At 62.8% G+C, this 19638-nt stretch carries 20 protein-coding genes; 10 read left to right on the top strand and 10 right to left on the bottom strand.

Annotation, left to right across the window (positions count from 1 at the left end):
- Positions 1-9 precede the first annotated feature (9 nt).
- The 4 genes from R6G97_RS02570 to R6G97_RS02555 form a co-directional block, all read right to left on the bottom strand.
- Positions 10-864, bottom strand: a complete 855-nt coding sequence (locus R6G97_RS02570) for an endonuclease/exonuclease/phosphatase family protein (RefSeq protein WP_043207730.1) — start codon at positions 862-864, stop codon at positions 10-12.
- Positions 865-876: 12 nt separating this feature from the next.
- The gene (gene dsbA / locus R6G97_RS02565; protein WP_043207728.1) at positions 877-1509 is read right to left on the bottom strand and encodes a thiol:disulfide interchange protein DsbA; all 633 of its coding nucleotides are present in this window, start codon (positions 1507-1509) and stop codon (positions 877-879) included.
- 186 nt (positions 1510-1695) lie between these two features.
- A complete protein-coding gene (locus R6G97_RS02560) occupies positions 1696-2313 on the bottom strand; it encodes a c-type cytochrome (protein ID WP_043207726.1) in 618 nt (205 codons plus the stop codon).
- Positions 2314-2344: 31 nt separating this feature from the next.
- Complete coding sequence (locus R6G97_RS02555; RefSeq protein ID WP_043207724.1) at positions 2345-2647, bottom strand: c-type cytochrome; 303 nt, start codon at positions 2645-2647, stop codon at positions 2345-2347.
- 208 nt (positions 2648-2855) lie between these two features.
- On the opposite strand from R6G97_RS02555, the gene yihA reads away from it, so the two are divergent.
- Positions 2856-3485 (top strand): ribosome biogenesis GTP-binding protein YihA/YsxC, encoded by a 630-nt coding sequence (gene yihA, locus R6G97_RS02550; RefSeq protein WP_070575832.1) that lies wholly within the window; start codon positions 2856-2858, stop codon positions 3483-3485.
- A gap of 378 nt (positions 3486-3863) precedes the next feature.
- Here yihA and polA read toward each other — a convergent pair whose 3' ends face one another.
- Positions 3864-6629: a DNA polymerase I gene (polA, locus tag R6G97_RS02545; RefSeq protein ID WP_043207722.1), complete on the bottom strand. Its 2766-nt coding sequence runs from the start codon at positions 6627-6629 to the stop codon at positions 3864-3866.
- 75 nt (positions 6630-6704) lie between these two features.
- Between polA and R6G97_RS02540 the strand changes: the two genes are divergently transcribed.
- Entirely contained in the window at positions 6705-6992 is a 288-nt protein-coding gene (locus R6G97_RS02540) for a DUF2782 domain-containing protein (RefSeq protein ID WP_043207720.1), read from the top strand.
- Positions 6993-7061: 69 nt separating this feature from the next.
- Positions 7062-8012: a homoserine kinase gene (locus R6G97_RS02535; protein WP_043207718.1), complete on the top strand. Its 951-nt coding sequence runs from the start codon at positions 7062-7064 to the stop codon at positions 8010-8012.
- A gap of 113 nt (positions 8013-8125) precedes the next feature.
- Here R6G97_RS02535 and R6G97_RS02530 read toward each other — a convergent pair whose 3' ends face one another.
- Complete coding sequence (locus R6G97_RS02530; RefSeq protein WP_317847755.1) at positions 8126-9031, bottom strand: zinc ABC transporter substrate-binding protein; 906 nt, start codon at positions 9029-9031, stop codon at positions 8126-8128.
- 66 nt (positions 9032-9097) lie between these two features.
- Between R6G97_RS02530 and zur the strand changes: the two genes are divergently transcribed.
- The 4 genes from zur (at position 9098) to R6G97_RS02510 (ending at position 11965) form a co-directional block, all read left to right on the top strand.
- Positions 9098-9583, top strand: coding sequence for a zinc uptake transcriptional repressor Zur (zur, locus tag R6G97_RS02525; RefSeq protein ID WP_043207713.1), 486 nt, complete (start codon positions 9098-9100; stop codon positions 9581-9583).
- Positions 9580-10353, top strand: coding sequence for a zinc ABC transporter ATP-binding protein ZnuC (znuC, locus tag R6G97_RS02520; protein ID WP_043207710.1), 774 nt, complete (start codon positions 9580-9582; stop codon positions 10351-10353). The genes zur and znuC overlap by 4 nt, the downstream gene beginning before the upstream one ends.
- A complete protein-coding gene (gene znuB, locus R6G97_RS02515) occupies positions 10346-11128 on the top strand; it encodes a zinc ABC transporter permease subunit ZnuB (protein WP_317847754.1) in 783 nt (260 codons plus the stop codon). The genes znuC and znuB overlap by 8 nt, the downstream gene beginning before the upstream one ends.
- Positions 11129-11257: 129 nt before the next feature.
- Complete coding sequence (locus tag R6G97_RS02510) at positions 11258-11965, top strand: PA5502 family lipoprotein (protein ID WP_043207705.1); 708 nt, start codon at positions 11258-11260, stop codon at positions 11963-11965.
- Between the two features lie 81 nt (positions 11966-12046).
- On the opposite strand, the gene katE is transcribed toward R6G97_RS02510, so the two are convergent.
- Positions 12047-14206 carry a catalase HPII gene (gene katE / locus R6G97_RS02505; RefSeq protein WP_090344080.1) on the bottom strand — a complete coding sequence of 720 codons (2160 nt, stop codon included), beginning with the start codon at positions 14204-14206 and terminating at the stop codon, positions 12047-12049.
- A gap of 206 nt (positions 14207-14412) precedes the next feature.
- Between katE and R6G97_RS02500 the strand changes: the two genes are divergently transcribed.
- From R6G97_RS02500 to R6G97_RS02490, 3 genes are all read left to right on the top strand, one after another.
- Positions 14413-15420 (top strand): methionine ABC transporter ATP-binding protein, encoded by a 1008-nt coding sequence (locus tag R6G97_RS02500; protein ID WP_043207700.1) that lies wholly within the window; start codon positions 14413-14415, stop codon positions 15418-15420.
- Positions 15420-16091, top strand: coding sequence for a methionine ABC transporter permease (locus R6G97_RS02495; RefSeq protein WP_043207697.1), 672 nt, complete (start codon positions 15420-15422; stop codon positions 16089-16091). Before R6G97_RS02500 ends, R6G97_RS02495 begins: the two co-directional genes overlap by 1 nt.
- A gap of 64 nt (positions 16092-16155) precedes the next feature.
- Positions 16156-16926 carry a MetQ/NlpA family ABC transporter substrate-binding protein gene (locus R6G97_RS02490; protein ID WP_043207694.1) on the top strand — a complete coding sequence of 257 codons (771 nt, stop codon included), beginning with the start codon at positions 16156-16158 and terminating at the stop codon, positions 16924-16926.
- A 118-nt stretch (positions 16927-17044) separates the two neighbouring features.
- On the opposite strand, the gene R6G97_RS02485 is transcribed toward R6G97_RS02490, so the two are convergent.
- From R6G97_RS02485 to R6G97_RS02475, 3 genes are read right to left on the bottom strand one after another with little or no spacing between them, the layout of a single operon-like run.
- A complete protein-coding gene (locus R6G97_RS02485; protein ID WP_070575736.1) occupies positions 17045-17677 on the bottom strand; it encodes an SCO family protein in 633 nt (210 codons plus the stop codon).
- On the bottom strand, positions 17674-18573 hold the full coding sequence (gene cyoE / locus R6G97_RS02480; protein ID WP_317847753.1) for a heme o synthase: 900 nt from the start codon (positions 18571-18573) through the stop codon (positions 17674-17676). Before cyoE ends, R6G97_RS02485 begins: the two co-directional genes overlap by 4 nt.
- A complete protein-coding gene (locus tag R6G97_RS02475) occupies positions 18558-19631 on the bottom strand; it encodes a COX15/CtaA family protein (RefSeq protein ID WP_090344084.1) in 1074 nt (357 codons plus the stop codon). Before R6G97_RS02475 ends, cyoE begins: the two co-directional genes overlap by 16 nt.
- Positions 19632-19638: the final 7 nt, after the last annotated feature.

Genomic DNA, 19638 nt, shown 5'->3' with positions numbered 1-19638 from the left:
TGATAGCAATCAGCCCAAAGCCGGCAGCGTATCCACAGTCAGTGCATCAGGCAAACGAATCTCGACGGCAACCGGAAGGTGGTCGGAAATTGGCTGGGCCAGCACCTCGACCCGTTCCAGGGTCAGGCTCGGGCTGAGCAGGATGTGATCCAGGCAGCGCTGGGGGCGCCAGCTGGGAAAGGTGGCCTCGACCTGCGGCGCGATGAGGCCCAGATCGCGAAGGGGCGAATGCTCGAGCAGGTCATTGGCATGGGTGTTCATGTCGCCCATGAGCACCTGATGGCGGTAGCCGCCGATCAACTCGCGGACATACGCCAATTGCCGGGCCCGTGTCTTGGCGCCGAGCGCCAGGTGCATCATCACCACGATCAGGGCGTCTTCGCCTTCGCCAAAACGTACCAGGATCGCACCTCGACCGGCTGGGCCAGGCAGGGGGTGATCTTCGAGATGCTGTGGCTTGAGGCGGCTGAGCACGCCGTTGCTGTGCTGGGCGAAACGCCCGAGGTTGCGGTTGAGCTGCTGGTACCAGTACGGAAATGCCCCGAGCTGGGCCAGATGTTCGACCTGATTGATGTAACCCGAGCGCAGGCTGCCGCCATCGGCTTCCTGCAAGGCCACCAGATCGAAGTCACCGAGCAGTTCGCCGATCCGCTGCAGGTTGCCGGCCCGCCCATTGTGCGGCAACAGGTGCTGCCAGCTGCGGGTCAGGTAGTGCCGATAGCGCTCGGTGCTGATACCGACCTGGATATTGAAGCTGAGCAGGCGCAGTCGCCCATCCGCCGGCAAGCCTGATGCCTGCAGGTGATGCTCGTTGACCTGCGGTTGCCGCAGGCCAACCAGGCGTGTGGAGCGAAAGCGGCTCATGGGCAACGCCGCTTATTTAGCGGCGCGCTCCTTGGCGATCAGCTGGTCGGCGACATCCAGCACGCCTTCCGGCCCGCCGGCGGTACCCAGGTCGAAGCGGTACTTGCCGTTGACGACCATGCTCGGCACGCCAGTGATTTCGTACTTCTTCGCCAGGTCCTTGGCCTGCTGCACCTGGCCCTTGATGGCGAACGAGTTGAAGGTGGCGAGGAACTTGTCTTTATCCACGCCCTGGGTGGCGAGGAAGTCGGCCATTTCTTCAGGCTTGGTCAGGCGCATGCGCTTGTTCTGGATGGCATCGAAGACCGCGGCATGGACGTTGTGCTCGACGCCCATGGCCTCGAGGGTCAGGAACATCTGACCGTGGGCATCCCAGGGGCCGCCGAACATGGCGGGCACGCGCTTGAAGTTGACGTCGGCCGGCAGTTTCTCAGCCCATGGATTGATGGTCGGTTCGAAGTGGTAGCAGTGCGGGCAGCCGTACCAGAACAATTCGACGACTTCGATCTTGCCCGGGACGGAAACAGGAACGGGGTTGCTCAGCTCGAAATACTGCTGACCTTCGACAGGCTCCGCGGCCTGTACGGCGGTCACTCCGAATACGCTGGCGGCGACCAGCGCAGCGCTGAGAATCAGTTTACGCATGCTTTACTCCTGAGCAGTCATTGGTCGCCTCGACGCGACCGGTAGCTAAGACCGGTCGGGAAGGGCTCGGGTTCTGTAGTGTAACGGCTATGGACAGAAAAAAGGGCGGTCCAGGCCGCCCTTTCATCTTTGCCAGGCAGCATTAACCGAACGTTAATGCGCAGGGCCTGCGAGGGCCTACAGGGTTCAGTGCAAGCCCTGGATGTAACTGGCCAAGGCCTCGATGTCCTTGTTGCTCAGCTTGCCTGCGATCGAACGCATGGTCATGGCATCACCGTCATTGGTGCGGTTGCCTTCGCGGAAGTCGGTGAGCTGCTTGGCCACGTACTGGGCGTGCTGGCCCCCCAAGTGCGGGAAGCCCGCCAGGGCGATGCCTGCGCCATTGGGCGAATGGCAACCGGTGCAGGCCGGCATGCCTTTCTCCAGGTCGCCACCGTTGAACAGCGCGCGGCCACGCTCGACCAGCTTGGGATCAGCCGCACCGACACTGCCCTTCTGGCTTGAGAAGTAGGCGGCGATATCGGCCAGGTCCTGATCGTTGAAGTTGGTCAGCATGCCGGTCATCTCCAGCACGGTACGCTTGCCGGACTTGATATCGTGCAGTTGTTTTTCGAGATAGCGCTGGCCTTGGCCGGCAAGTTTGGGGAAGTTCGGCGCCAGGCTGTTGCCGTCAGGGTTGTGGCAGGCTCCACAGACGGCTGTCTTGGCCTGACCGGCAGCAGCATCGCCTTTGATGGGTTCCGCAGCATTGGCCGCACCTGCGACACCCATGGTCAACAGCAGACTCACGAATAGTTTGTTCATCAGCTAATCCAACACGGCTAGGGGTGAAATGTTATGTATCGGGACTGTCGCTCATCCAGAGGATGACAGACCGGTAGTCCTCGGTACTGCAGTCCATGCACAATCCACGCGGCGGCATAGCCTTGAAACCCTGGGTAACATGCGCCACCAATACGTCCATACCTTGCGCAAGCCTCGGATTCCACGCTGCCCGATCACCCCGCTGGGGGGCCTGTGGCAACTGCCCGGCATGACAGGCCGCACACGTGCGGTTGTACAACGCCTCGGGATCCTGTGTAGCCTGAGCGCTTAAAAACGGCAGGAACATACCGACAGCAAGCAGCCATTTCGCCATGCGCAACGACCTTTCAGGGTTGGGGGCCGCGCTGCGTTCTAATGCGCGAGCTATTGTTCGACACCCCATGCACATCATCCTACGCCGGGATAATGCGCACACAAAAACTGGGGCATTATATACTTCCGCCATCCAAACGGAAACGACACAGCTTGCCGCGCCCGGCGCCTGAATGGCTGGCCTTGGCAACACCCATATCGGATATCCCATGCAAGTCAAAAACCCCATCCTCGGCCTCTGCCAGAAAGCCAAATTCGCCCTTAGCGCCGCCAAGGTCGAACAATGCCCTCAAGACCAGGGTTACGAGGTGGCTTTCGCCGGTCGTTCCAACGCCGGCAAATCCAGCGCCCTCAATACCCTGACCCATGCCAGCCTGGCGCGTACCTCCAAGACCCCCGGGCGCACCCAACTGTTGAATTTCTTCAGTCTGGACGATGAACGGCGTTTGGTCGACCTGCCAGGCTACGGATATGCAAAAGTCCCGATCCCACTCAAGCAGCACTGGCAGCATCACTTGGAAGCCTACCTGGGCAGCCGTGAGTGCCTGCGCGGAGTGATCCTGCTGATGGATGTGCGTCACCCGATGACCGATTTCGACAAGATGATGCTCGACTGGTCCAAGGCCAGCGCCATGCCAATGCACATCCTGCTCACCAAGGCCGACAAGCTCACCTTTGGCGCGGCCAAGAACACGCTGCTCAAGGTGCAGTCGGAAATCCGCAAGGGCTGGGGCGATGGGGTGACCATCCAGTTGTTCTCGGCCCCCAAGCGCCTGGGGCTCGAGGAAGCCTACGGCGTGTTGGCCGAGTGGATGGAGCTGGAAGACAAGCCCGCCTGAGGACAAGGCCGTGTCCGGTGGGAGCGTACGCTTGATACCCGATGGCGGGTAAAGCCGCTCCCACAGCGCCAGGCGCAAGTTGGTCGCCAAATTCCAGGCAAAAAAAACCCCGGACTTCGTATGGGGAGGGGGAAGTTCGGGGTTCAAGTCCGGACCGCTAGGGCGGGGTCCGGGTATCTGCCAACACTTAACACAACATAGGAGCATCGAAAGGCTTCACCAGCCATTCAGTTACTCTGAGTCCCGCTTCACCGGTTTAGTTCCAAGGCCCTGAAAACTATTTGCGATAGTTTCATGAAACCTCAGAACCGCCAGCGCTGAACCGACAGTGGATCCACGACTCTCGCCACACATCCTATCCTGCTTGCCCTGCTCGATTCAGTGAGCTTCGTCCCAATTCGAGCCAATGCCCACTTCCACCAGCAGCGGCACATCCAGCTGCGCGGCATTGCTCATGTAGGGACGGATCTGCTCCCGTACCTGTTCGACCAAGTCCTCACGCACCTCCAGCACCAGTTCATCGTGGACTTGCAGGATCACACGTGCATCCAGGCCGCTATCGGTCAGCCAGTTATCCACAGCCACCATGGCGCGCTTGATGATGTCCGCCGCGGTGCCCTGCATCGGCGCGTTGATCGCGGTGCGCTCGGCACCCTTGCGCAGCGCCGGGTTCTTCGCGTTGATGTCCGGCAAATACAGGCGGCGACCGAACAAGGTTTCGACGAAGCCCTGCTCGGCGGCCTGGGCGCGAGTGCGCTCCATGTAGGCCAATACGCCAGGGTAGCGGGCGAAATAGCGGTCGATATAGTCCTGGGACTGCTTGCGATCGACACCGATCTGCTTGGCCAGGCCAAAAGCGCTCATGCCGTAGATCAGGCCAAAGTTGATGGCCTTGGCACTTCGGCGCTGGTCGTTGGTGACTTGCTCCAGCGGCACGCCGAAAACCTCCGCGGCGGTAGCCCGGTGCACGTCCAGGTCGTTGCGGAAGGCATGCAGCAGCCCTTCGTCCTTGGCCAGATGGGCCATGATGCGCAGTTCGATCTGTGAATAGTCGGCCGCCAGCAGCTTGTAGCCGGGGCTGGCGACGAACGCCTGACGAATCCGCCGGCCTTCGGCAGTGCGCACCGGAATGTTCTGCAGGTTCGGGTCGCTGGACGACAGGCGCCCGGTGGCGGCCACAGCCTGCTGGTAGGAGGTGTGGATCCGGCCGGTGCGCGGGTTGATCTGCTCTGGCAGCTTGTCGGTATAGGTGCTCTTGAGCTTGCTCAGAGAACGGTATTCCATCAGTACCGTAGGCAGTGGGTAATCCTGCTCGGCCAGTTCAGCCAGCACCGCTTCGGCCGTGGAGGGCTGGCCCTTGGCGGTCTTGCTCAGCACCGGCATGCCCAGCTTGTCGTAGAGAATCACACCCAACTGCTTGGGCGAGCCCAGGTTGAATTCCTCGCCTGCAAGCGCGAAGGCTTCACGCTCGAGCTCGGCCATCTTCACGCCCAGCTCACCGCTCTGCACCTTGAGCAGCTCGGCATCGACCAATGCCCCTTGGCGTTCGATCTTGGCCAGTACCGGCACCAGAGGCATCTCGATGTCCATCAAAACCGGCTGCACGCTGGGGGTCTTGGCCAGACGCTCCTGCAGGGCGTGGTGCAGGCGCAGGGTGATATCGGCGTCCTCGGCCGCGTAAGGGCCGGCCTTTTCCAGCGGGATCTGGTTGAAGGTCAGCTGCTTTGCGCCTTTACCGGCAATGTCCTCGAACGCGATGGTGCTGTGATCCAGGTACTTGAGCGCCAGGCTGTCCATGTCGTGGCGGGTGGCGGTCGAATCCAGCACGTAGGATTCGAGCATGGTGTCGTAGGTCACGCCGCGCATCTGGATGCCCTGCGCCGGGTCGCCACCCAGGGCACAGTTGGCCAGGATATTGATGTCGTACTTGGCGTTCTGACCGATCTTGCCCTTGGCCGGGTCTTCCAGCAGCGGCTTGAGCGCCAACAATACGCTGTCGCGGTCCAGTTGCGTCGGAGCGCCCTCGTAGTCATGGGCCAGCGGCACATAGGCAGCCTCATGCGGCTCGACCGCGAACGACAGGCCGACCAGCTTCGCCTGCTGTGCGTCCAGGCTGGTGGTCTCGGTGTCGAAGGCGAACAACGGCGCCTGGCGCAGCTTGTCGAGCCAGACGTCGAAGCGCGCCTGGTCGAGAATGGTTTCGTACTTGGGCTCGATCTTGGCCTGCGACGCAGGGGGCGGTGCGACCACGTCACCGACCTGGGCCGCATCGCGCTGAACCTCGGCGATCCAGCTCTTGAACTCCATCTCGGTATAGAGCGCCAGCAATGCGTCACGGTCCGGCTCGCCGCACACCAGCGCCTCGACTTCGATGTCCAGCGGCACATCGACCTTGATGGTCGCCAACTCGTAGGACAGGAACGCCGCCTCGCGGTGCTCCTCGAGCTTGGCCGGCAGGCCCTTGGCGCCACGAATCGGCAGCCCCGGTACCTTGTCGAGATTGGCGTACAAGTCGCTCAGGCCGCCACCGATACCCGTCAGCAAGCCGACCGCGGTCTTTTCGCCAACCCCCGGCACACCGGGGATGTTATCGACCTTGTCGCCCATCAGCGCGAGGAAGTCGATGATGTGCTCGGGACCGACACCGAATTTCTCGTGCACGCCAGCGACGTCCAGCACGCTACCGGTCATGGTATTGACCAGCGTAATGTGCCCGTCCACCAATTGCGCCATGTCCTTGTCGCCGGTCGAGATGATCACTGGCCGATTCAAGGCCGCGCTGCTGCGCGCCAGGGTGCCGATGACATCGTCGGCTTCGACACCTTCGACACACAGCAGGGGATAGCCCAAGGCCCTGACGCTGGCATGCAGCGGCTCGATCTGCACCCGCAGATCATCAGGCATGCTCGGGCGATTGGCCTTGTATTCGGCGAACATGGCATCGCGGAACGTGCCTCCCTTGGCGTCGAAGACCACCGCGAAGAGGCTGTCCGGATACTGCTTGCGCAGGCTCTTGAGCATGTTCAGCACACCCTTGACCGCACCCGTGGGCATGCCCTTTGAGGTGGTCAGCGGCGGCAGCGCATGAAAGGCGCGGTAGAGGTAGGAGGAACCGTCCACCAGGACGAGGGGCGCTTGGCTCATGAGGAGAATCAACCTTTTCGGCAGGTCCGGCGCTAGAATAGCGGGAACAATTGACGACAAAGGGACAAGGTTATCATGCGTACACTCAATCGCCTGTTACTGCTCGGTCTGTTGGCCACCATGCCAGTCGTCACCCTGGCGGCGGAAGACGCCCCATCGGCAGATCCCGATGTAACCATTCGCACGGAAGGCGACAAAACCATCCAGGAGTACCGGCAGAACGGTTTCCTGTATGCGATCAAGGTGACGCCCAAGCACGGCAAGCCTTATTTCCTGGTACGCGCCGATGGCTCCGAAGGTAACTTCATTCGATCCGACCAGCCGGACATGCTGATTCCGTCCTGGAAGATCTTCGAGTGGTAATCTGAGGCGTATCGTTCACATCAACCAGGCACTTCCGGGTGGAAGTGCCCGCATGGGCTTCTTTTCATCATGTCAGTCTTCACCCCTGTGACCCGGCCTGAGCTGGAAACCTTTCTGGCGCCGTATGAGCTGGGCCGCTTGCTCGACTTCCAGGGCATCGCCGCCGGCACCGAGAACAGCAATTTCTTCGTCAGCCTGGAGCAGGGGGAATTCGTCCTGACGCTGATCGAGCGCGGGCCAGCCGAGGACATGCCGTTCTTCATCGAATTGCTCGATGTGCTGCACGATGCCGACATGCCAGTGCCCTACGCCCTGCGCGACCGCGACGGCAATGCCCTGCGCGAACTGTGCGGCAAGCCCGCGCTGCTGCAGCCACGGCTGTCGGGCAAGCACATCAAGGCGCCGAACAACCAGCACTGCGCCCAGGTCGGCGAGTTGCTGGCGCATATCCACCTGGCCACCCGCGAGCACATCATCGAGCGTCGCACCGACCGCGGCCTGATCTGGATGCTCGAGGCCGGGGCCGAGCTGATGCCAGGCCTGGATACCGGGCAGGGCCAGATGCTGCAGGCTGCGCTGAACGAGATCGACGCGCACAAAGCGCAGATCCTGGCCTTGCCACGGGCCAACCTGCACGCCGACCTGTTCCGCGACAACGTGATGTTCGAAGGCACGCACCTGACCGGCGTGATCGACTTCTACAACGCCTGTTCGGGGCCGATGCTGTATGACATCGCCATCACCGTGAACGACTGGTGCCTGGATGAAGCCGGAGGCATCGATGTGCCACGCGCCCAAGCGCTGCTGGCCGCCTATGCTGCACTGCGTCCGTTCACCGCTGCCGAAGCCGAGTTGTGGCCGGTCATGCTGCGCGTGGCATGCGTGCGGTTCTGGCTGTCGCGCCTGATCGCGGCCCAGGCGTTTGCCGGAATGGACGTGATGATCCACGACCCGAGCGAGTTCGAGGTGCGCCTGGCGCACCGTCAGCAAGTGGCACTGGGCCTGCCGTTCGCCCTCTGACCTCGTCTGCTTCTTCGCGGGTTAGCCCGCTCCCAACAGCATCAGCGCCAGCCTTGAAAAGGTGGCGCTATCCCTGTAGGAGCGGGTTTTCCCGCGAAAACGCCTCCATCGATTCACAGCTGCTCCAGGCACCCCGTCAGCTCATTGCCCAGCTTCTCCAGCAACCGCTCATAGCCTTTGGCATCCACAGGATCGTTCCCTCCCAAGGCATCGAGCTCGGCCAGACGCACCGGCAGACCAGCCGTCAGTGTTTCGGCCAAGCGCGGGCGCAGTGGCGGCTCACTGAACACACAGGTCTTGCCCGCTTCCTGCAGGCGTTTGCGCATGGCAGCGACATGCTGCGCGCCAGGCTGTACCTCGGCGGCCACATTGAACACACCGGTGTGCTTGAGGCCATATGCCGCCTCGAAGTAATCGAAAGCCTCATGGAACACGAAGTACGGCTTGCCTTCGACACCTGCTACCCGGGCCTTGATGCGCAGGTCCAAGGCATCCAGACGGTCGATGAAGGCCTTGAGGTTGGCCTGGTAACGAGCGGCATTCGTCGGATCGGTGGCGGCCAGGTCGCTGGCCATCTTCGCCGCGATCACCCGCGCGTTGGCCGACGACAGCCACAAGTGCGCATCCAGGCTGCCCGGGCGGTGATCATGATCATGGTCATCGCCGTCATCCTCATGGGCATGGCTGTCCTCGCCAAAATGGCGCAGGTGCATGCCTTGGAGCGACTGCACCGCAACGCTAGGCTTGGTACGGCCGTTGATCACCCGGGGCAGGAAGCTTTCCATGTCCGGGCCGATCCAATACAAAAGGTCAGCATTGGCCACGCGCCGCACGTCGGAAGGGCGCAAGGCATAGTTATGCGGCGAAGCGCCCGGCGGCAACAACACATCCGGGCTGCCAACGCCGTCCTGGACCGCCGCGGCGATCTGCTGCAATGGTTTGATACTGGTCAACACGCGCACCTCGGCGTGGGCCGAGAAGGCGATGAAAGCGACAAAAAGGGCAAGCAATCGGGACACGGTGAGTACTCGGCGGGCCAGAAAGAGGTAACATAATAACGTCTCTGTCCAGAACCGTCGCCGCCCATGTCCATCACGCCGCTGGCCAACCGTCCTCATGATCATTCCCACTGCGTGCACAGTGCACTGGCCGAGGCCGACGCCCTGTGCACACGCCAGGGCCTGCGCCTGACCGCCTTGCGCCGCCGGGTGCTGGAGCTGGTCTGGCAGAGCCACAAGCCGCTGGGTGCCTACGACATCCTGGCCGTGCTGAGCGAACAGGACGGCCGCCGCGCTGCGCCGCCGACCGTGTACCGCGCCTTGGATTTTCTTTTGGAAAACGGCCTGGTCCACCGCATCGCCTCGCTCAATGCCTTCATCGGCTGCAGCCACCCCGAGCACGTGCATCAGGGCCAGTTCCTGATCTGCCGCGCCTGCCATGTGGCCATCGAGCTCGAACAGCAAAGCATCAGCGAGGCCATCATCACCAGCGCCAAGGGCGTAGGCTTCACCGTCGAAACGCAGACCGTCGAAGTGGTTGGCCTGTGCGGCAGCTGCCGGGGGCAGGCATGAGCGACGCGTTGATCCGCCTCGAACAGGTCGGCGTCACCTTTGCCGGCGAATCGGTGCTCGACAGCATCGACCTGTCGGTGGCACCTCGCCAGATTGTCACCCTCATCGGCCCCAACGGCGCCGGCAAGACCACGCTGGTGCGCGCCGTGCTCGGCCTGCTCAAACCGCACCGTGGCAAGGTCTGGCGCAAGCCTCGGCTGCGTATCGGCTACATGCCGCAAAAGATCCAGGTCGACCCCACCCTGCCGCTGTCGGTGCTGCGCTTCCTGCGCCTGGTACCGGGAGTGGACCGCGCCGCGGCGCTGGCGGCCTTGCAGGAAGTCGGTGCCGAACAGGTGATCGACAGCCCGATCCAGACCATCTCCGGCGGCGAGATGCAGCGTGTGCTGCTGGCTCGTGCGCTGCTACGCGAACCGGAGTTGCTGGTGCTCGATGAACCCGTGCAAGGCGTGGATGTGGCCGGCCAGGCCGAGCTGTACAGCTTGATAACCCGCCTGCGCGACCGCCACGGTTGCGGCGTGCTGATGGTCTCCCACGACCTGCACCTGGTCATGAGCACCACCGACCAGGTGGTGTGCCTGAACCGCCACGTGTGTTGTTCCGGGCATCCGGAGCAGGTCAGCGGCGATCCGGCGTTCGTCGAACTGTTCGGCCAGAACGCCCCGAGCCTGGCCATCTACCATCACCATCACGATCACCGCCACGACCTGCACGGCTCGGTGATCGCCCCTGGCGCCCACGTTCATGGAGAGCACTGCAAGCATGGCTGATTTTCTTCTCTACGCCCTGCTCGCAGGCTTGTCCCTGGCCCTGGTGGCCGGCCCCTTGGGATCGTTCGTCGTCTGGCGGCGCATGGCTTATTTCGGCGATACCCTGTCCCACGCGGCATTGCTTGGAGTCGCCCTGGGCCTGGCGCTGGATGTCAGCCCCGCCCTGGCGGTGACCGTCGGCTGCCTATTGCTGGCGATCCTGCTGGTCACCCTGCAACAACGCCAGCCGCTGGCCTCCGACACCCTGCTTGGCATCCTGGCACCGAGTACGTTGTCCCTGGGGCTGGTGGCACTGAGTTTCATGCACGACGTGCGCATAGACCTGATGGCCTACCTGTTTGGCGATCTGTTGGCCATCAGCCCCACCGACTTGGCCTGGATCCTGGGCGGCAGCGTCGTGGTCCTGCTGTTGCTCGCGACCTTGTGGCGTCCGCTGCTGGCCGTGACCGTACATGAGGAACTGGCGATGGTCGAAGGCTTGCCGGTGGCGAGCCTGCGCCTGGCCTTGATGCTGTTGATTGCCGTGGTCATCGCCGTGGCCATGAAGATCGTCGGTGTACTGCTGATCACCTCGCTGCTGATCATTCCCGCCGCTGCGGCACAGCGTCACGCCCGCTCACCGGAGCAGATGGCCCTGGGCGCCAGCCTGTTAGGCGTGGTCGCCGTCTGTGGCGGGCTGGCGATGTCATGGTTCAAGGACACCCCGGCCGGCCCGTCGATCGTGGTGTGCGCCGCGGTGCTATTCTTGCTGAGCCTGGCGTTGCCCAAGCGCTGAAAATTTAAGGATGCGCGCAGGTGCATCCTGCAACCTTTTGTCAGGTAAAGGGTCTGTAAGACTTATTTTCGAGCGTGCGCACCAGGGTGTAGACTTGCTCGCTTTTTGCGCAAATAGAGAGTCGCAGGAATGAAGCCGTTCGCCTCCCGTTTTCTGCTTGTTGCCGTTTTTTCCCTGTTCTTGGCGGCCTGCTCCAGCACTCCGTCTGAACAGTCGAACGCGCCTGCCCAGACCGATGCCTGGCAAGCGCTGCAACAAAGCATTGCCAGCAATGAGCTGGCCACCGCTGAAGACCAGTTGGCCGCGTTGCAGGCACAATCGCCAGACGACGCACGCCTTGAGCAGTACCAACGCCAACTGGCCGAAGCCTACCTGCAGCGCAGCCAGATCGTGCTGCAGAAGGGCGACGTCAATGCTGCCGCGACCGCGCTGGCCCGTGCCCGCGCGCTGATGCCCCAGGCCCCGGCAGTCACGGGGGGCGACGCCGTGGCCCAGGCGCGCAAGGCCGAACTTGAAAAGGCTGAGGCCGCGCTCAAGGCCGCCGAGGCCAAGCCCAAGGCCCGCGTCATCGACCCCAGTGCGCCGAGCACCGTGGTGGCGCTCAAGACCACCGACATCCGCGCCATGCGCCGCCAGCTCGATGACATCGCCGCCGATGTGGTGAACTACCAGTGCGATGTGGTGTTTCAGGTGCCGCGCACCGACGATGCACCCTGGCTCAAGACCTTGCTCGACAAGCGCGTGCGCAAGCTCGATAGCGGTTTCGAGCTGAACCAGCGCCATGAAATCCAGCGCTCGCTGCCTGCGCAGGTAGTGCTGGTCCCACGTCAGCCCTGAGCATTGCGGGGCGCGCTGCGCCCCAATCGCAGGCATGGCCAGCTCCCGCACAGCGCGGGAACTGGCTAAACACAGCCTGGCCTACGCCGGAATTGCCTCGGCCACCGCCTCCCGCGCCCACACCCGATGTTGCTCCAGCGCTTTCACGAAGGCATCTACCGCCTGCTGATCATCCCCCAGCAGCAAGCCTGCATCCTCGTTCAAGCCCAAGGCATTGAGCAATGCCTTGCCCTCGCTGGCCATTCCCATGGGCTTGAGGTGCTTGTAGGCCTCAAGCAGATAATGCTTGGCCAAACCACTTTTCCCCAGCGCCTCCAGCGCCGCCTTGCCGGCCGGCACCCATAATCCATCGATCATTACCGATGGCATCCCCTCCATGGAGGCATCCACCGCCAACGCCTTGCCCTCGGCAGTCGTCACCGGCGCCGACGTCGGCCCCAGAACAAGCACGCGTGCGCTTTGGGCTTCGAAAGCCTTCACCAGCCGATCGACACTGGCGCCTTCCACCCCATCGGCCACCAACAAGGCAATCTTGCGTCCCTTGATGCCCACACTGCCGGGGTGGTTCATCTGGCTCAGCGCCGGTGATTGCGCTGGCGTCGATCCCTTGACCTGCACCGTTGCGGCCTTGGGCGCCGGCAAGCCGAGGTTGGTCGCCACGGCTGCGGCGAGGTCCAAGTCGATGTTGGCCAGGATCTCGTTCACCTCCCGCACCCGGATCGCCTCGCGCTCGACCTTGCCCAGCTCGAAGCTGTAGGCCTTGATGATGTGCTGCTGCTCGGTCGGGCTCATGCTCTGGAAGAACAACCGCGCCTGGGAGAAATGGTCGCTGAAAGAGTCGCTACGCTGACGGATCTTGTGCCCGTCGATGCGCTCCTGATAACTCTCGAAGCCACCGCCATGGGGTGCTGGCGGCGTTTCCTTGGGCCAACCGCCATCGATGGAATTGGGCTCATAGGAGGCACGCCCCTTGTCGATGGTCATGCGGTGCATGGCATCACGCTGGCTGCTGTGGTTGGGTACGATCGGCCGGTTGATCGGAATTTCATGGAAGTTCGGCCCGCCCAGGCGGCTGAGCTGGGTATCGGTGTAGGAGAACAGACGCCCCTGCAGCAACGGGTCGTTGGTGAAGTCGATTCCCGGCACGATATGCCCGGGACAGAAGGCGATCTGCTCGACTTCAGCGAAGAAGTTGTCCGGATTGCGGTTGAGCACCATCTTGCCCAGCGGCGTCACGGGCACCAGTTCTTCGGGAATGATCTTGGTCGGGTCGAGCAGGTCGAAGTCAAAATTGTGCTCGTCTGCCTCCGGCACGATCTGCACGCCCAGCTCCCACTCAGGATAATCACCGGTCTCGATCGCCTCCCACAGGTCGCGGCGATGGAAGTCCGGGTCCTTGCCGCCAAGTTTCTGCGCCTCGTCCCAGAGCACCGAGTGCACGCCCTGGCGCGGCTTCCAGTGGAACTTCACGAATGTGGCCTCGCCCTGGGCATTGATCAGGCGGAAGGTGTGTACGCCAAAGCCTTCCATCATGCGCAGGCTGCGCGGAATGGCCCGATCGGACATCGCCCACATGACCATGTGCGCCGATTCCGGTACCAGTGAGACGAAATCCCAGAAGGTGTCGTGGGCCGACGCCCCGGTGGGAACTTCGTTGTGCGGTTCGGGTTTCACCGCATGGACGAAATCCGGGAACTTGATCGCATCCTGGATGAAGAACACCGGCATGTTGTTCCCCACCAGGTCGAAGTTGCCCTCGTCGGTGTAGAACTTGACGGCAAAGCCGCGCACGTCGCGCACGGTGTCACCCGAGCCGCGCGGGCCCTGCACAGTGGAAAACCGCACGAACACAGGCGTGATTTTCTGCGGATCCTGCAGGAAGCCTGCCTTGGTCAACTGCTCGTGGCAGCCATAGCTCTGGAAGTAGCCATGAGCGCCGGTGCCACGGGCATGGACGATGCGCTCGGGGATCCGCTCATGGTCGAAGTGAGTGATCTTCTCGCGCATGATGAAGTCTTCGAGCAGCGAAGGCCCACGCACGCCGGCCTTGAGGGTGTTCTGGTTGTCGGCAATCTTCACACCTTGATTGGTGCGCAGGGCCTGGCCGGTGGCATCGCTGCGCACGCTTTCCAGGCTTTGCACCTTGGCGTTGGTGTTGGCCCGGTCAGGCGTGTGGGTTCCGGCCAGCTGGCTGTCCCTGGGCGAATCCGGAGTCTTTGGCATGTCGGTTCTCCTCGTCATGGCTTTCAGGCGCCCCGTTCGGGCTCGTTCCTGTAGTGACTGGAGGCGCCCCGTGAGCGTTCAATCGGATTACCGGTTGTCGCGTTATGCCCAGCGGATTGGTTGATGACGAAATAAATGCTAAGAACAACTATGGGAAAAGGCTAAAATGCGCGACCCCGGCTAACCGCTGACCCAAATTCCATGCGCCCCACAAGGTTCGCTCAGTGATCGAGTTTCAACATGTCCACAAGACCTACCGCGTCGCCGGTAGGGATATCCCCGCCCTGAACCCGACCAGCCTGACCATTGAAAATGGCCAGGTGTTCGGCCTGATCGGGCATTCCGGCGCCGGCAAGAGCACCTTGCTGCGCCTGATCAACCGCCTGGAGGCCCCAAGCGGCGGCAAGATCATCGTCGACGGCGAAGATGTCACCGCCTTCGACGCCAACCAGCTGCGCCGCTTCCGCCAGCAGGTCGGGATGATCTTCCAGCACTTCAACCTGCTGGCATCCAAGACCGTCGCCGACAACGTCGCGCTGCCATTGACCTTGGCTGGCGAGCTGTCGCGTAGCGAGATCGACAAGCGTGTGACCGAACTGCTGGCTCGCGTCGGGCTGTCGGACCACGCCAAGAAGTACCCCGCCCAGCTTTCCGGTGGCCAGAAGCAGCGCGTGGGTATCGCCCGTGCCTTGTCCACCAACCCCAAGATCCTCCTGTGCGACGAGGCCACCAGCGCTCTGGATCCGCAAACCACGGCCCAGGTGCTGCAGTTGCTGGCCGAGATCAACCGTGAGCTGAAGCTGACCATCGTGCTGATCACCCACGAAATGGACGTGATCCGCCGGGTCTGCGACCGCGTGGCAGTGATGGATGCCGGGCAGATCGTCGAGCAAGGCGCGGTGGCCGATGTGTTCCTGCATCCGCAGCACCCGACCACCAAGCGCTTCGTCCAGGAAGATGAGCAGGTGGACGAAAGCGAGCAGCGCGATGACTTCGCCCACGTACCAGGGCGTATCGTGCGCCTGACCTTCCAGGGCGATGCCACCTACGCACCGCTTCTGGGCACCGTGGCCCGTGAGACTGGCGTTGACTACAGCATCCTGGCCGGACGTATCGACCGTATCAAGGACGTCCCCTATGGACAGCTCACGCTCGCCGTCACTGGCGGCGACATGGAAGCGGCGTTCGCCCGCTTCAAGGCTGCTGATGTTCATATGGAGGTACTGCGTTGATGGACGCTCTTAATTTCTTCGCCAACGTCGACTGGGCCGAAATCTGGCTGGCCAGCATCGACACCATGATCATGTTGTTCGGCTCGCTGTTCTTCACCGTGCTGCTGGGCTTGCCCCTGGGCGTGCTGCTGTTCCTCTGCGGACCGCGGCAGATGTTCGAACAAAAAGGCGTTTATGCGCTGCTATCGCTGGTGGTCAACGTGTTGCGCTCGCTGCCGTTCATCATCCTGCTCATCGTCATGATCCCGATCACCGTGCTGATCACCGGCACTTCGCTGGGTGTCGCCGGTGCAATCCCGCCGCTGGTGGTGGGTGCGACGCCATTCTTCGCACGCTTGGTGGAAACCGCCCTGCGTGAAGTAGACCGCGGCATCATCGAGGCCACCCAGTCGATGGGCGCCACCACCCGCCAGATCATCACCAATGCCCTGCTGCCCGAAGCCCGGCCAGGCATCTTCGCCGCCATCACCGTCACTGCCATCACCCTGGTGTCCTATACCGCCATGGCCGGCGTGGTCGGTGCCGGCGGTCTGGGCGACCTGGCCATCCGCTTCGGCTACCAGCGTTTCCAGACCGATGTGATGGTGGTCACCGTGATCCTGCTGCTGATCCTGGTTCAAGTTCTGCAAAGTGTCGGCGACAAACTGGTCGTGCATTTTTCCCGTAAGTAACCCCAATGGGGTCGGCCTGGCCGACCCGTTCGGGGGCCGTCGCGGCCCTCACAAGGAGTGATCAATGAAGAAGCTGCTTGCTGTCGTCGCCGCTGTCGCGGCCTTCTCGGCCAACGCCGAGTCCCTCACCGTCGCGGCCACCCCGGTTCCGCATGCCGAGATCCTCAACTTCGTGAAGCCGCAACTGGCCAAGGAAGGGGTGGAGCTGAAGGTGAAGGAATTCACCGACTACATCCAGCCGAACGTGCAAGTGGCCGAAAAGCGCCTGGACGCCAACTTCTTCCAGCACCAGCCGTACCTGGATGAGTTCAACAAGGCCAAGGGCACGAATCTGGTCAGCGTCGCCGGCGTACACCTGGAGCCGCTGGGCGCCTACTCGAGCAAGCTCAAGAAGCTCGACGAACTGCCGTCCGGCGCCACTGTGGTCATCCCCAACGATGCCACCAACGGTGGCCGCGCCCTGTTGCTGCTGGACAAGGCCGGTGTGATCAAGCTCAAGGACAACAAGAACATCCTCTCGACCGTCAAGGACATCACCGGCAACGACAAGGGCCTGAAGTTCCGCGAGCTGGAGGCGGCCACCATCCCACGCGTGCTGACCCAGGTCGACCTGGCGCTGATCAACACCAACTACGCGCTGGAGGCCAAACTCAACCCTGAGAAGGACGCCCTGGTCATCGAAGGCAGCGATTCGCCCTACGTGAACATCCTGGTTGCCCGTCCGGACAACAAGGATGCCGACGCCATCAAGAAACTGGCTGCCGCCCTGCATTCGCCCGAGGTGAAGCAGTTCATCACCGAGAAGTACAAAGGTGCGGTGATTCCGGCGTTCTAAGCCGTCTGCGCGCTGAATGTTTCGCGGGTAAACCCGCTCCCACAGAGACGCCACAGGCCAAAGCGCCGTGGTGAACCTGGGGGAGCGGGTTTACCCGCGAAGCTTTTCAGCCGCGGGTTCAGTCCCGCTTGACCAACCCTGGCAGCTGCGCCACCAGCTTCTGGTTGTTCATCGGCGCACGGATGAAACCACGCTGGCGACCATCCGGGCCGACCACCGCCAGGTTGCCGCTGTGATCGACCGTATATCCAGGCTTGCTGGTATCAGCCGGAATGAACGGAATGCTTAGCCCATTGGCCAGCGCCTGGGTATCTTCGATCGACCCCGTCAACCCCACGAAGTCCTTGTCGAAATAGCCCAGGTACTGCTTGAGCTGGTTCGGTGTGTCCCGGTTCGGGTCCACGCTCACCAACACCACTTGCAAGCGCTCCAGCGCCTCCTTGGGCAGCTCGCTCTTGACCTGACGCAACTGGGCCAGGGTAGTCGGGCAAATGTCGGGGCAGTAGGTGTAGCCGAAGAACAGCAGCGACCACTTGCCCTTGAGCTGATCCAGCGCCACGGGCCGGCCGTCCTGGTCGGTCATGGTCACGTCCGGCACGGTGCGGCTCTGGGGTAGCAGAATGATGCCGGCGTCGATCAGCTCGGCCGGGTTCGCCTCGCTGCGACCATTGAGCACCTTGTTGACGGTCAGGCCGAGGATCAAGGCGACGACGGCGACGAGGATGAAGACGGTTTTCTGGGTTCGGGTCATAGGTTCGGCAACAGGTAGTGGTCCAAAAGCAGTGCGATGAACAGCAGGAACAAGTACCCGATAGAGTACTTGAAGGTCTTGATCGCAGCGTGCGGCCTGGTGCCACGGTACAACACCCAGGCCCAGTGGAGAAAGCGCAGGCCCAGGGCCAAGGCACAGATCAAGTAGAGCGGGCCGCTCATGTGGATGACGTATGGCAGCAGGCTCACCGCCAGCAGCACCAGGGTATAGAGCAGAATGTGCAGCTTGGTGTAGCGCTCGCCGTGGGTCACCGGCAGCATGGGGATGTCCGCCTTGGTGTACTCCTGCTTGCGGTGGATGGCCAGGGCCCAGAAGTGCGGCGGGGTCCAGGCGAAAATGATCAGCACCAGCAGCAACGGCTCGGCGCTCACATGTCCACTGACCGCCACCCAGCCCAGCAACGGCGGCGTTGCACCCGCCAGGCCACCGATGACGATATTCTGCGGCGTGGCGCGCTTGAGAAACCCGGTGTAGATCACCGCATAGCCCAGCAACGAGGCGAGGGTGAGCCAGGCGGTGAGGGCGTTGGTGAAGACCAGCAGCACGGCCATACCCGCCAGCGACAAGGCCAGTGCGAAGCCCAGCGCCGGCAAGGGCGCGACCCGGCCGTCAGCCAGCGGTCGCTTGTGGGTACGGGCCATCAGTGCATCGATGCGCCGGTCCACCACATGGTTGACCACCGCCGCGCCCGCGGCGCAGAGGGCTATGCCTAGGTTGCCGAACAACAGGATGGGCCAAGGCACCCCGGCCCGGGTGGCCAAGAACATTCCCGCCAGCGAGGTGATCAGCATCAGGAGCACCACCTTGGGCTTGGTCAGCTCCAGGTAGTCGCGCCACCCGGCTCGCGCCGGGCGTTCACTCAGAAGCGTCGCCACGCGTCAGCCCTCGTGTGCACGGTGCCACCTGCACTGGTGACCGGTGTGAGTCGCCAGCCATGGCCAACACGGACCTTGTCCACCACGCGAATCCGGTAATTCACCAGCACCATGCTCAGCAGCAAAAGAGCACCGCCCGCGTTGTGCGCAACGGCCACCCCCAACGGCAGATGGAACAGTACGTTGCTGATACCCAGGCTGACCTGCACGCCCAGCACCAGCAGCACCAGACGAGCCAGCCCGGTGAGACCGTTGCGGTGCAGCTTCCAGCTCAACATCAGCAACACCGCAACGACCATCAGCGCGCCGAGCCGGTGACTGATGTGAATGGCGGTGCGGGCATCACTGTCCAGTTGTCCACCGAGGTAGTTGGGCCCCACGTGCTGGGTCAGGTGAAAGCCGTTGCTGAAGTCCGCCGCCGGCCACCATTGACCGTGGCAGGTGGGCAGATCGATGCAGGCCACCGCGGCATAGTTGGCACTGACCCAGCCCCCCAAGGCGATCTGCCCGATCACCACCAGCAGCGCCAGCGCCGCCACCCGACGCAGACTCAAAGGCAGCTTGGGCAACGGCGCAAACGCGCGAGATAGACGCAGCGATAGCAGGAACAGCAGACTGAGCGTGGTGAAGCCGCCCAGCAAATGGGCAGTGACCACCTGCGGCCATAGCTTGAGCGTGACCGTCCACATGCCGAACGCCGCCTGGGCGAGCACCACCCCTAGCAACAGCACCGGCAGGCGGTACGGCTGGCCGTCCCGGGCATGACGGCGCACCGCCTGGAAGGCCAGCAGCGCGATCACCGTCGCCAGTGTGCCGGCAAAGTAGCGGTGGACCATCTCGGCCCAGCCCTTGGCCTCCTCCACCGGATGGTCCGGGAAGCGCAGCTCGGCGTGTGCCAGTTGGGCTTCGGTCTTGGGCACGCCAATGAAGCCGTAGCAGCCAGGCCAGTCGGGACAACCCAGGCCAGCGTGGGTCAGGCGAGTATAAGCACCGAGCAGCACGACCAGCAGCGCCAGCACGGTGGCAAACACAGCAAGGCGGTATCCGGGTCTGGCCATGGCGGCC

It is taken from the genome of Pseudomonas sp. HTZ2, assembly GCF_033173945.1.
In the GTDB taxonomy this organism is placed as follows: Bacteria; Pseudomonadota; Gammaproteobacteria; order Pseudomonadales; family Pseudomonadaceae; genus Aquipseudomonas; species Aquipseudomonas guariconensis.
Note: the sequence above shows the minus strand (reverse complement) of the source record. Positions and strands in the feature narration are given on the sequence as shown.

Coding starts and splice junctions, on each gene's coding strand:
- R6G97_RS02475 (WP_090344084.1), bottom strand. CDS start 19,631: ATGGCCAGACCCGGATACCGCCTTGCTGTGTTTGCCACCGTGCTGGCG.
- polA (WP_043207722.1), bottom strand. CDS start 6,629: ATGAGCCAAGCGCCCCTCGTCCTGGTGGACGGTTCCTCCTACCTCTAC.
- dsbA (WP_043207728.1), bottom strand. CDS start 1,509: ATGCGTAAACTGATTCTCAGCGCTGCGCTGGTCGCCGCCAGCGTATTC.
- yihA (WP_070575832.1), top strand. CDS start 2,856: ATGCAAGTCAAAAACCCCATCCTCGGCCTCTGCCAGAAAGCCAAATTC.
- R6G97_RS02570 (WP_043207730.1), bottom strand. CDS start 864: ATGAGCCGCTTTCGCTCCACACGCCTGGTTGGCCTGCGGCAACCGCAG.
- zur (WP_043207713.1), top strand. CDS start 9,098: ATGTCCATCACGCCGCTGGCCAACCGTCCTCATGATCATTCCCACTGC.
- R6G97_RS02495 (WP_043207697.1), top strand. CDS start 15,420: ATGGACGCTCTTAATTTCTTCGCCAACGTCGACTGGGCCGAAATCTGG.
- R6G97_RS02560 (WP_043207726.1), bottom strand. CDS start 2,313: ATGAACAAACTATTCGTGAGTCTGCTGTTGACCATGGGTGTCGCAGGT.
- R6G97_RS02535 (WP_043207718.1), top strand. CDS start 7,062: ATGTCAGTCTTCACCCCTGTGACCCGGCCTGAGCTGGAAACCTTTCTG.
- R6G97_RS02555 (WP_043207724.1), bottom strand. CDS start 2,647: ATGGCGAAATGGCTGCTTGCTGTCGGTATGTTCCTGCCGTTTTTAAGC.
- R6G97_RS02510 (WP_043207705.1), top strand. CDS start 11,258: ATGAAGCCGTTCGCCTCCCGTTTTCTGCTTGTTGCCGTTTTTTCCCTG.
- R6G97_RS02485 (WP_070575736.1), bottom strand. CDS start 17,677: ATGACCCGAACCCAGAAAACCGTCTTCATCCTCGTCGCCGTCGTCGCC.
- katE (WP_090344080.1), bottom strand. CDS start 14,206: ATGACGAGGAGAACCGACATGCCAAAGACTCCGGATTCGCCCAGGGAC.
- R6G97_RS02540 (WP_043207720.1), top strand. CDS start 6,705: ATGCGTACACTCAATCGCCTGTTACTGCTCGGTCTGTTGGCCACCATG.
- znuC (WP_043207710.1), top strand. CDS start 9,580: ATGAGCGACGCGTTGATCCGCCTCGAACAGGTCGGCGTCACCTTTGCC.
- znuB (WP_317847754.1), top strand. CDS start 10,346: ATGGCTGATTTTCTTCTCTACGCCCTGCTCGCAGGCTTGTCCCTGGCC.
- R6G97_RS02490 (WP_043207694.1), top strand. CDS start 16,156: ATGAAGAAGCTGCTTGCTGTCGTCGCCGCTGTCGCGGCCTTCTCGGCC.